The organism is Zhouia spongiae, from assembly GCF_022760175.1.
In the GTDB taxonomy this organism is placed as follows: domain Bacteria; phylum Bacteroidota; class Bacteroidia; order Flavobacteriales; family Flavobacteriaceae; genus Zhouia; species Zhouia spongiae.
Genome location: NZ_CP094326.1, coordinates 194,837 through 206,794 on the forward strand (window position 1 = coordinate 194,837; position 11,958 = coordinate 206,794).

The 11,958-nt window shown below is 35.9% G+C and carries 10 protein-coding genes; 2 read left to right on the top strand and 8 right to left on the bottom strand.

Annotated features, from left to right (window positions below; genetic code table 11):
* Positions 1 to 3: 3 nt before the first annotated feature.
* Genes MQE36_RS00890 through idi form a run of 3 tightly spaced genes read right to left on the bottom strand, consistent with a single transcriptional unit; the run spans position 4 to position 1,396 of the window.
* On the bottom strand, positions 4 to 456 hold the full coding sequence (locus tag MQE36_RS00890) for a peroxiredoxin (protein ID WP_242937329.1): 453 nt from the start codon (positions 454 to 456) through the stop codon (positions 4 to 6).
* A complete protein-coding gene (locus MQE36_RS00895) occupies positions 456 to 866 on the bottom strand; it encodes a 6-pyruvoyl trahydropterin synthase family protein (RefSeq protein WP_242937330.1) in 411 nt (136 codons plus the stop codon). The genes MQE36_RS00890 and MQE36_RS00895 overlap by 1 nt, the downstream gene beginning before the upstream one ends.
* Positions 863 to 1,396 carry an isopentenyl-diphosphate Delta-isomerase gene (gene idi / locus MQE36_RS00900; protein ID WP_242937331.1) on the bottom strand — a complete coding sequence of 178 codons (534 nt, stop codon included), beginning with the start codon at positions 1,394 to 1,396 and terminating at the stop codon, positions 863 to 865. Before idi ends, MQE36_RS00895 begins: the two co-directional genes overlap by 4 nt.
* 230 nt (positions 1,397 to 1,626) lie before the next feature.
* On the opposite strand from idi, the gene MQE36_RS00905 reads away from it, so the two are divergent.
* Positions 1,627 to 3,216, top strand: coding sequence for a peptide chain release factor 3 (locus tag MQE36_RS00905; RefSeq protein ID WP_242937332.1), 1,590 nt, complete (start codon positions 1,627 to 1,629; stop codon positions 3,214 to 3,216).
* A 146-nt stretch (positions 3,217 to 3,362) separates the two neighbouring features.
* Here the strand turns inward: MQE36_RS00905 and MQE36_RS00910 are convergent, their stop codons facing one another.
* The 4 genes from MQE36_RS00910 to MQE36_RS00925 all read right to left on the bottom strand — a co-directional run bounded on the left by MQE36_RS00910 (position 3,363) and on the right by MQE36_RS00925 (position 10,745).
* The gene (locus tag MQE36_RS00910; RefSeq protein ID WP_242937333.1) at positions 3,363 to 4,385 is read right to left on the bottom strand and encodes a TlpA family protein disulfide reductase; all 1,023 of its coding nucleotides are present in this window, start codon (positions 4,383 to 4,385) and stop codon (positions 3,363 to 3,365) included.
* A gap of 66 nt (positions 4,386 to 4,451) precedes the next feature.
* Positions 4,452 to 5,888, bottom strand: a complete 1,437-nt coding sequence (locus MQE36_RS00915; protein WP_242937334.1) for a RagB/SusD family nutrient uptake outer membrane protein — start codon at positions 5,886 to 5,888, stop codon at positions 4,452 to 4,454.
* Positions 5,889 to 5,899: 11 nt separating this feature from the next.
* Positions 5,900 to 9,376 carry a SusC/RagA family TonB-linked outer membrane protein gene (locus MQE36_RS00920; protein WP_242937335.1) on the bottom strand — a complete coding sequence of 1,159 codons (3,477 nt, stop codon included), beginning with the start codon at positions 9,374 to 9,376 and terminating at the stop codon, positions 5,900 to 5,902.
* A 220-nt stretch (positions 9,377 to 9,596) separates the two neighbouring features.
* Positions 9,597 to 10,745 carry a FecR family protein gene (locus MQE36_RS00925; RefSeq protein ID WP_242937336.1) on the bottom strand — a complete coding sequence of 383 codons (1,149 nt, stop codon included), beginning with the start codon at positions 10,743 to 10,745 and terminating at the stop codon, positions 9,597 to 9,599.
* 200 nt (positions 10,746 to 10,945) lie between these two features.
* Here MQE36_RS00925 and MQE36_RS00930 point away from each other — a divergent pair, with 200 nt between their 5' ends.
* Positions 10,946 to 11,569 carry an RNA polymerase sigma factor gene (locus MQE36_RS00930; protein WP_242937337.1) on the top strand — a complete coding sequence of 208 codons (624 nt, stop codon included), beginning with the start codon at positions 10,946 to 10,948 and terminating at the stop codon, positions 11,567 to 11,569.
* Positions 11,570 to 11,632: 63 nt separating this feature from the next.
* On the opposite strand, the gene MQE36_RS00935 is transcribed toward MQE36_RS00930, so the two are convergent.
* Positions 11,633 to 11,947, bottom strand: a complete 315-nt coding sequence (locus tag MQE36_RS00935) for a DUF3467 domain-containing protein (RefSeq protein ID WP_242937338.1) — start codon at positions 11,945 to 11,947, stop codon at positions 11,633 to 11,635.
* Between the last annotated feature and the right edge of the window lie 11 nt (positions 11,948 to 11,958).

An 11,958-nucleotide genomic window follows, 5' to 3' on the forward strand; every position in this document is an offset into this window, starting at 1 on the left:
AAATCAATTACTTTTTATTGTTTTTAATACTTCTTTAATATGTCGTGAAGCCCTGTTGCTGACAAAACGGGTTAATAAAATCCCCTCTTTATCAAAAATAAATGTTTCCCTTCCCGGTATCAATCCAAACAAATGGTTCTTAACACCAAAAAGTCTGCTTACCTCTTTAGCAGGGTCTGATAATAATGTAAAAGGCAGCTGATACTTCCTGGCAAACCTTTCATGTTTGGCCACATTATCAGCGCTAATTCCGATTACTCGTATACCTGCATCTGTAAATTCTTCGTAATGGTCTCTAAAATAACAGGCCTGAGCAGTACAACCCGGCGTAAAATCTTTAGGATAAAAATATACAACAAATACCTTCTTACCCATGACCGAATTAATATCAAAATGATTCCCGTCCTGGTCTTCAAGGGTAAACAATGGTATTCTATCTCCAATATTAAGGCTCATTATGCTCCTGTATAAGACACAAAATTTCGGGGTGTTTCGTATAAAACAACCTCCAGGTCCAATTCTGTTTTAATCCGCTTTCTCAGCTTATTCCAGATCACAACAACAATATTTTCGGCGGTCGGGTTCAAGTCTTTAAACTCCGGACAATCCTTATTAAGGTTTTTATGATCGAACGCAGTAACGACCTCTTCTTCTATCAGGTCTTTCAGGTCCTTAATATCCATCACATATCCGGTTCTCTGATCTATTTCACCTGTAACACTCGTTATAAGTTCATAATTATGGCCATGAAAGTTCGGGTTGTTGCATTTTCCGAAAACACGTTCGTTTTTTTCAAAACTCCAGTCTTTCCTGTATAATCTGTGTGCGGCATTAAAATGGGCCCTCCTGCTTACTTTCACTCTCATTTTGAAGTGTTTTGCAATAAGTGTGTATAGAACTTATTAAAAATAATCTTAAACCATTCGGTATAAATTCCAGGATTCGCCAGGATATCATCTTTAACATCCTCCAGTGACATCCATTTCCAATCAGCAACTTCATCCGGAACAATACCAGGTTCTTCGTCATAATACCCGATCATTACATGGTCCAGTTCATGTTCTGTCAGCCCGTTGTCGAACGGAGCCTTGTATATAAATGAGAAGATTTCTTCAAGATTATCAACTTCAAACCCCATTTCTTCCATCAACCGTCTTTTACCGGCGGCGATATTACTTTCACCTTCTCGCTGGTGACTACAACAGGTATTTGTCCAAAGTCCGGGAGAATGATACTTGTGCAAGGCCCGTTGCTGCAACATGGTTTCTCCTTTCTTATTCATAATAAAAACGGAAAAAGCACGATGTAACAAAGCCTTTTTATGGGCCTCGATCTTCTCCATCGTACCTATCGGTTCATCATTCTCGTTTACTAAAATTACGTATTCCTTCTCCATAGCTTAAAGATAGGAAACAAAGCTACAAAATAGCTTAATGCTTTCCTAAAACTGTTTGTACAGAGATTCGAAATGTATTTTAGGGCATAAGTCTGCTATAATTATTAGTTTTGCAAACCAATCAAATACGACTCCCTTTTGAGGGGCTGTATTTTGAGCAGAAGCTAAAAAATAACTTTCGGTATTCCAGCCGAATATATAAAAGCTCACTTCATGAGCTCCATACAATTATGAGTTTGATTAACGAGATTTCTAAAAGGCGGACCTTTGGGATCATTTCCCACCCGGATGCCGGTAAAACAACATTAACCGAAAAGCTTTTACTTTTTGGTGGTGCCATACAGGAAGCCGGAGCCGTAAAAAGTAATAAAATAAAAAAAGGCGCTACAAGTGACTTTATGGAGATTGAACGTCAGCGCGGTATCTCTGTAGCTACTTCTGTATTGGCATTTAATTACAGGGATAAAAAAATAAATATCCTGGATACGCCGGGACACAAGGACTTTGCCGAAGATACTTTCCGTACGCTTACTGCAGTAGATAGTGTCATTGTAGTCATTGATGTAGCAAAAGGGGTCGAGGAACAAACCGAAAAACTTGTAGAAGTTTGTAGAATGCGAAACATCCCTATGATCGTTTTCATTAACAAACTTGACCGTGAAGGTAAAGATGCTTTCGACCTTCTGGATGAAGTAGAGCAAAGGCTGGGGCTTACTGTTACTCCTTTAAGCTTTCCTATTGGAATGGGATTCGATTTTAAAGGAATTTATAATATCTGGGAAAAAAATATCAACCTCTTTACCGGAGAAAGCAAAACCAGTATAGAAGACACCATCGCTTTTGATAATGTTAACAATCCCGAATTAGAAGAACTTATTGGCGATAAAGCTGCAGAAACATTGAGGGAAGAACTGGAACTCGTTTATGAAGTATACCCTGAATTTGAAGCCGAGGCATATCAAAAAGGAGCAATACAACCTGTTTTCTTCGGTTCAGCCTTGAATAACTTCGGCGTTCGTGAATTATTAGATTGTTTTATCGATATCGCTCCTTCCCCGCGTCCGAAAAATGCAGAAGAACGTGAAGTAAAACCCAACGAACCTGCATTTACCGGTTTTGTATTTAAGATTCATGCCAATATGGATCCGAAACACAGGGACAGGCTGGCATTTATTAAAATAGTTTCGGGTACTTTCGAAAGGAACAAACCCTACCTCCATGTCAGGAACAATAAAAAACTAAAGTTTTCCAGTCCAAATGCTTTCTTTGCTGAGAAAAAAGAAATCGTGGATGTTTCTTATGCCGGAGATATTGTAGGCTTACACGATACGGGAAACTTTAAAATCGGAGACACCCTTACCGAAGGGGAAGTACTAAGCTTCAGAGGTATTCCAAGTTTCTCTCCTGAACACTTCAGGTATATCAATAATGCGGATCCCATGAAAGCAAAACAGCTCAATAAAGGGATCGATCAGTTGATGGATGAAGGGGTTGCACAGCTATTTACTTTAGAATTGAATGGCCGAAAAGTAATCGGAACTGTAGGCGCTCTTCAATACGAGGTTATCCAGTATCGCCTGGAACATGAGTATGGGGCCAAATGTACTTACGAGAACTTTCCGGTACATAAAGCTTGCTGGGTAGAACCGGAAGATCCTAAAAATGAAGAGTTTTCTGAATTTAAAAGAGTTAAACAGAAGTTTTTAGCTAAAGACAAACAGGGGCAATTGGTATTCCTGGCAGACTCAGCTTTCTCAATCGAAATGATGAAACAAAAATATCCTACGGTTAAACTACATTTCGTTTCTGAGTATAAATAAATGAGGGGTATTCTGCTTACCCAACCCCATGAACCATTCTTTATAGAGAAAACAATATAAAAAAGACATCCCGCCATTACAGCAGGATGTCTTTAACTAACCCAAAACAATAATTAAAATTTACTTTTAGCCGATGCCCTCAAGGTTTATATATTTAAATCGTTAAACAAGGCTATTAATTCATCGTCTGACGGTCTTGGGGCATTAGCAGACACAATGTTTCCGTCGGGATCAATTAAAATAAACCGGGGGATGCCCTTTACACCATAATTCTTTATAAAATCCAATCCATCTTTCTTATTATTAGCAAACAATTGTACACCGCTCAACTCTTTATCCTTTACCATCGTTTTCCATTTATCGTGATCTTCAACTTTGTCAACAGAGATACTTACAAATTCAATATTCTTCCCATGATATTTTTTCTCTATTGTTTTTAAGAAAGGGATCTCTCTTTTACAAGGCCCACACCAGGTAGCCCAAATATCGAGATAAACGTACTTCCCTTTAAAATCAGCTAATGAAGTAGTCCCACCGTTAAAATTCTCATAACCAATAAACTTTGGAGATGGGTTTCCTTTAACCAAGACATTCTTCATTAACAGCTTATGCTCATACCTGGAAGCCATGTACTTAATCATTTTTTCAATATCAGCCGTTTGTTCCTTTATAAAGACGGAGTCAACGTTTTTAGTATCTAATAACAGTTCTTTAAAATCCTCGTATACATATATCATTTTCATATAGAAATCTTCCCGCTGTAGAGCAAAAAGCAAACTATCTTGCCCTACCCTTTCGCTTAACAAAAAACTTTGAGCCAGGTAATTATTCGGTTCTGCTCCGGTTCCTGAAAATTCAATAGATTCATCAAAGGTTTTTGTGTCTAATGTCAGTTTTAAATCGTACCCGTTTTTTAAATATATATTGGTGTTTTCCGTACCATCCAATAAATAGTAAGTTCCGTCTTTAATTTTTACTGTATCTGAAAATGTGCCATCAGGGTTCACTGAAATTCTTTTTTTAAATCCTTTAGAACTAAAGATCTGCAAAGAATCAGAATTTTGGTTACTAATTACTCCCGAAAAGCTCATATAGTCTTTAGAAGATTCTTCCTTACATGAAATAAATGTCAGAAGGATAATGGCAAGCGTATAAATAAGATTTTTCATTGTTAAATTTTTATTTTTATTATTTAAGAAATTAAGGTGTTTGAATTTAATCACTTACAGCCCTGTCTATGGGTTTGGAACTAAAAGTTCGTTTCCTAATAATGCTTCATTGGGAATTGGATAAATAAGCTTAGATGACGATGTTACCGATGGTTTTATACTAGATATATTAATATCTCCAAGCCTGTCATACCTTACCAAGTCAAACCATGTCTCTCCTGTTTCGTAATAAAGCTCCAACATTTTCTCATTTCTGATATCCTCTAACAAGGTTGCTTTATCGGTCAATGATTTTGGAGCAATACCAGGCACCCTATTCCGGACCGTATTTAATGCATCCAATGCATCACTTAAAGATCCCCCATTTCGTCTTGCTTCAGCTTCCGCATAAATTAAATACACTTCAGGCATTCTCAAGATTTTTATCGCGTTGCCACTACCATCACTGGCATTTACAGCAAACGGATATTTCCGTATTAATCCATTAGGGTTTGAATCATCGAGATAATACCCGAATGAAAACCTTGGATCATAACCAGAAGCATAATCATTACTTCCATTACCAACGATTCCGTCCTGTGCATCTGCCAGAGCGATGAATGAATCTGAAGGTGCCAAATCATTCAACGAAAATCTATGGGCCTGTGCTCCCTCACTTAGCATATTTACATAGGAAGCCAATAGCGTTTCTGGCCCCCAGCGATCGCTAAAAACAGTATTATAGGCAGATTCTAATACATAACCATCAGCATTATTGATAACAGCCATGGCATTAGTGGCTGCGTGATTATAATTCCCCATGTAAAGCTGTACTTTGGCTAAAAATGCCCTGGCCACTGTAGCTGTTACATAAAAATGTTCTCTTCCGCTTGACCCGTATTCCGATGCAAACTGTAAGTCAGATAAAATTACGTCATAAGTCTCCGAAACGCTGTTTCTCGGATGTGCTGTATCGCTTTTTACAGGTTTTGTACTAATTACAATACCTAAATCAGAATCCAGATCGTAAAATTCTCCAAATACTTTTAATAAATTAAAATGAGACAATGCCCTGAAAAAACGAGCTTCTGCCAGCAGTTCGTTTTTTCTGGCTTCACTAACATTGGCATCGCCTCTTCCCACCAATGCTATAAAGTAATTCGACAGGTTGATATTATAATACATGTCTGTATACAGCGATTTAAGTATAGGTTCATCATTCAATACATTATTGGTACTAAAAGGGATGAAAGAAGAGTATCTGTCTGAAATCGGCTTTGCTTCAGTTCCCGCTAATGTTAATTCTACTACAATCCCAGCTCCCGACATACCACCAATTCCTTTACCATATGCCGCATTCCTTAAGCCGGAATTATAAATTCTATTCAAAACATTTTGAGCAGTTGTTTCATCTGTTATAACATTCTCTTCCAGCAAAATGTTGTTTGACTCTACATCTTCTATACTACAACTGCTTAAAACTAAAAAAGAAAAAACCGCTAATATTAATTTTATATTTTTCATTTTCCTTCAAATTAAAAGTTGAAATTAATTCCTAAAGACCACGCTTTTGAGTTTGGATATTGCAAACCGCTTAATTGATTTGGGCTTGCACTTCCGTTTCCATTCTCAGGATCCATTCCCATAAAATTTGTCCAGGTAAAAAGGTTAGAACCCGACACGAACACCGAAGCTCTTTTAATAAAAAGCATCCTGGCTATTTCCGGTGAGAGATTATAGGTAAGCTGAATATTTCTCAATCGGAGATAAGATCCGTCATACACGTTAGCCGTAGAAGTTTTCATATTTATATCAGATGATCCGCGATAGACCAATTGTGGTAATGTTGCTCCGGTATTTGTAGGCGACCATCTATGCTGAACATTATATCTTTGGATAGGATTGAAATTGGGGCTTCCATTAAGATATGTACCATCATTTACTCTTATTTCAGAACCATATGAAAAATTAAAATAGGCTGCCAGCTGAAAAGATTTATAACTGATACTACTATTGAATCCTCCAAAAAAATCTGGTTGAGAACTCCCTATTATGCCATAGCTGTCTTCTATCGTTAACTCACCATCTCCATTCACATCCTTGTACCTGTAATCTCCCGGACCAACGGTTCCTATAGTGCTATATATACCTGTTGGAGAGTTTGTGTTTAGATCATCTATTTCATTTTGCGACTGATAAATTCCTTCAACCACATATCCACGAATAAGATTGATTTCTTTACCCGTTTCATAAGGTGAGTTTACGTTTAAGCCAATTGCAGAAGTCAATCTGTCAATTTTATTTATATTCTTCGAAATATTAACGCTTGCCCTCCACTGCAGGTTATCAAATTTCAGGATATCGCCTCCAAACTCTAATTCAAACCCTTTATTCGTAAGATCTATAAAATTGCTGGTGAAGTTACTAAGCCCTGCTTCAAGAGGAATAGGTGTATTTACCAATGCCCCTGTAGTTTTTCTGTTGTACAAATCTATGCTTCCGCTAAACCGGTTTTTGAACAGTTTAAAATCTAAACCAATATTGACTTCATTAGTAGTTTCCCAACCAGCATTCTCATTAGCTAATTGATTCCCTAGTCCTATAGCTGTATTTCCATTATAAAATGCTTCTTCCCTGATACCGGCAGAAAAACCTTGCAGAAATACAAAATCGCCCAGGTTGGTGCTCCCTGTTTTTCCGATACTTGCACGAAGACGTAATAAATTTATCGTTTCAGAATCTTCAAGAAATGTTTCTTTACTAATATTCCAGCTTGCCGCTAAGGAAGGGAAAAAAGCTTCTTTATTTCCGGGAGCAAACTTAGAAGACTTATCCATCCGCATGGTAGCTGTCATAAAATATTTGGAATCATAATTATATGACGCACGTGCTAAAAAAGAGTTCAGTCCTGATTCAACAGCAGTAGCATCAATACTCGTTAAATTCGCATTGGAAGCATTGGTCAGTACGTAGTCATCCGGAAAACCGGTTAAATCTGTATAGCTTTTATCTATATTATTTCTCAACCACGAATACCCGATAAGTGCGTCTACCTGGTGTTTATCAAACTTGTTCGAATAATTGGCTGTAAGGTCAGTAGTTAGATTCGTGATAAGAGACTTGCTGTCAAATGCATAAGACTCAGAGGGTGTTAAGGTAAATCCATAGGCAGGCAACTCAATTCCTACCAGTGAATAAGGCGTATATTTATAGCTTTTAGTATACATATAAGACCCGTTAACACTGGCTTTAACACTAAAATTATCATTGATATTTGCTTTAAAATAATAGTTGCCGATAACATTGTAAGCATTTGTAGTGTTGCTATGAAGAGTTGACTGCCCATAAGGATTAGCTGTTGTTCCTACGAGACCGGGGCCATATACCATAGGCATACGTGTAGGTTTTCCATTCTCATCAAAAACAGGAATATCTGGTCTGGCATGTAAAACAAAATCATAAAAATCATCATATGCCGTCCCTCTAAACCTATCAGAATAGCCTAAACTAATATTGATCCCCATGTCAAAAACCTTATTAAGTTTTGTGTCTAATCCAAATCTCAGACTATAATTATCAAATGTGTCATTTTTAACAATTCCCTCCTGGTCAGTATACCCTCCTGATACATAATAAGACGTTTTCTCACTCCCACCGGTTATAGAAAGATTGTAGTTTTTGCTGTAAGCAGGGTTTCTGTATACCGCTTTATTCCAATCTGTATCGGCATTACCAAAAAAAGACTGTTTTAAACCGGCATATGTATTGTCGGGGTTTAAGTTGTACATATCCCTGTAATTATTCAAAATTGTTGGTGACACCAATCCCTTATTAACTGCTTCAAAAGTATTTGCGAAATAAACATCCAGGTAATTTTTAAACTCATCAGTATTTAAATAGTCCTGAGTATTTATAGGTGTCGACAATGTAATTGAGGTCGATAAGTTGATATTAACCATATCATTCTTTTTGCCTTTTTTGGTATTCACTATGATAACACCATTAGCCCCTCTGGATCCATAAATGGCTGTAGCCGCAGCATCCTTTAAAATGTCTATCGTTTCAATATCGTTCGGGTTTATTGACAACAAAGGATTTTGAACTTCTGTATAAACCGTTTTATCCGTATAGATTGTTGTAGGGTTTGTTTGTATAGGCACTCCGTCAATTACAAACAATGGATTATTGTCACTGCCTGAAAATGGTGAAGTATACCCCCTGATATTGATATCTACACCGGCACCCGGAGCGCCAGAAGTAGTTTTTATATTAACGCCCTTTGCCAATCCCGACAAAGACCGGTCAAAGCTGGTTACTCCAACAGTATTGTCCGCTAACTGCGTACTGTTTATTGTAGATACTGCGGAGGAAATCTCTTCTCTTTTTTTAGACCCATATCCAATAAGCACCACCTCGTCCAAAGAAGAAGTTCCGGGCTCCAGTTTAATATTAAACTTTGTATGGTCACCTACTTTTATTTCTACCGTTTTAAAACCTATGTATGAAATTTCAATAACTGAATTTTTATTAGCCACAGTAAAGCTGAAATTCCCGTCAAAATCTGTTAAAGTTCCCCGTGTAGTCCCTTTTTCAATAATATTAGCTCCGGGTAAAGGCACATCATTTTGATCTACAACATGTCCGCTTATTTTAAAATTTTGCTCTATAGAAAGGAGTGACTCATTGTTTTGAAATGCTTTGGCAGTATCTTTTTTATTTTTTAATATGATCTGTTTATCCATCAGGGTATAACTGATGTTTGAATTAACAAACAACCTTTGTAACACAGACGGCAATGGTTCTTCTTCGGCATTAATAAAGACAATATTATTGTAATCCAATTCACTATCATTATACAGAAACTTGAATTCTGTTAAAGACTCTATTTTAGTCAGCACATCTTCAATACTAACATTCGCCATATTTAAAGTGATTTTACTTTTTTGCCCAAAGGATTCAGAGGCTTGAAGCTGAAATAAAGAAACCATTAAGAAAAGTAAGGTCAGTTTCATTTTTAAATCAAATTTTAGGGAAAGTGAATTGATTCCCCTTAACTTAAACGCTTTTTTCATATTTTTGAGTTGTATTAGGTGGTTAAATAATGATTTAGTCACTGTTTATAGTCGGGGAATGTTGGAGCATTTCCCGATTCTTTCTTTTCCAGAAGAAAAAATATTCCCTGGTAAGTGACTTCACTTAAACTCTATACCATAAGCAGGTGAATTATATGTGTTACTGAATTATTATTTTATTATTTTCAATTATAAAATCAATATTATAATTGACCTTAAATGAATTCATTACTTCTTCTATGGTCTCGGTATCAAATCTTGCAGTAAATTTCTCTGAACCGATTTTTTGATTATTGTTTATAATTTCAACATTGTAATGACGCTCTAATTTTTTTATAATAGACTCAAAAGGCATATGTCTGAAAACGAGTTCTCCATGCAGCCATGCCGTATACAACCCTGTATCGGCCTCGCTCAGATCAACTTGATTGGTAGCTCTGTTCCATGTTGCCATCAATCCGGGACTTAAAACAGCTGATGACTCCGGATTATAAATAGAATCTTTATGATATATGCCTATAGAACCTTCTAACAACACTGTTTTAATATTTACATCTTCTTCATAAGATGACATATTAAACTGTGTGCCGAGCACTCTTACATCGACTTGACGGGCATTTACGATAAATGGGTGTTTTTTATCTTTCGCAACATTAAAAAAACCTTCGCCCTGTAAATAAACTTCACGGTCCTGGCCTTCAATAAACTTCACCGGATATCTTAAAGTACTCCCCGAATTCAGGTTTACAATACTTCCATCAGACAAAGTCACTTCAAACTTTTTACCATAAGGAACGCTGAGCGTATTAAACAGAAGTGACTCTTTAGCACGATCTGAATTATATACTAATTGATTTTTGTTCTGTACCCCTATAATGTTTCCCTGATTATCTACAAGTTGTTCTTCAAGATGAGTATTTAAAATTCTGATATCTCCATTATCCAGTTGTAAAGTAACTTGCTTCTCTTGCACTGTAAGTTTGGGTTCGCCAGGATGGTAAGTCTTTAGGGTAAAATAACCGATAGCCATTATAATTGTAATTACGGCAGCATACTTATAAAACTTTTGAATTAAAGCTATTCTAGGGTTTTTCTTGGAGTTTATTTTGTTCATGGTTGTTTCATAAGCCTTTAGCGAATCAAAAACCGTGTTCTTCTTCAACGAATAATTAATACTCAAATAATCTTTAAATATTCTCTGATTGTCTTCATCTTCTAACCATGTTGCCAAGTCATTAATTTCTGAATAGGATGCTTCATTATTAATAAACTTGGTAATAATAATTTTCATTCCTTTTTTAGTCATCATCACTATAGTCTTTAATGAGTGTTATCATTAAGACGGATTCTTTTTAAAAAACCACTATTATATTAAATAATTTTATTTCATTTGTATTGATTCTTAAGAAAATCAATGTTTTTGATAAAAAATAAGCACTTAATCGTCATGTTTTATCATTATTTATCAAAAAACAAAACATTATTTAACATAAAAAAACTAAAGTTTCATTGAAGGAATACTCATTAAAGCATAAATTGATAGCGGATTTTAAAAAAGGTAATGTAGAAGCGTATAAAGAAATTTATCTAACTTATTATCAGGATCTGTGTATTTATGCATGTAGCTATACTAATGATCATTATGCCGCTGAAGATTTGGTGCAAAATGTTTTGTTGAAATTTTGGGAAAACAGGGCTAGTATCAATATCGATACAGCGCTTAAGAGTTATTTGTACAAGTCTGTCCATAATTCATTCATAGATGGATACAGAAAAGAAAAGAATCAAAAGGAAAATTTAGAAGATCTAAGATATAAACTTCTGATTGACTCTATTGAAGAAAATACGGATATTCAAGATAGTCGTTTAGCAATATTGAGAGAAGGTATTGGGGAGCTCCCGCAACGATGCAGGGAAATTTTTATGATGAGTAAATTTGAGGGTATGTCGTATAAACAAATTGCTGAGAACCTGAATATTTCGGTAAACACCGTTGAAAATCAAATTGGCAAGGCCTTTAAAATACTGAGAACTAAATTAAAGACCGGCAGGTATGTAAATCTATTTATTGATTTTTTTGTAAAAAAACTAGCCTGGCGTAAAACAACACAAAAAAACCTGGTTACAAAATAGTTTAAGCTTTTGTAATAACACCATTACAGGGCATAAAAAAGTCCTCATTTAATGAGGACTTTTTTATGCTTCGCCGGTTGGTCCAAAATTCATTGGTATCGGCGGTTGTTCATATTCTTTAATTTCTCCATGAGCGTTCTCAAATCGGGTTACGTTATCCTGTAATGCTTTTAAGAATCTTTTCGCATGTTGCGGGGTTAATACAATTCTACTCCTCACTTTTGCTTTAGGCACTCCGGGCATTACACTAATAAAATCAACGACGAACTCAGATACCGAATGATTGATTATAGCCAGGTTAGAATATATTCCTTGAGCTACATTATCATCGAGCTCAATATTAATTTGTCCTTGTTTGTTTTTATCTTTTTCACTCATATTTTAAATAT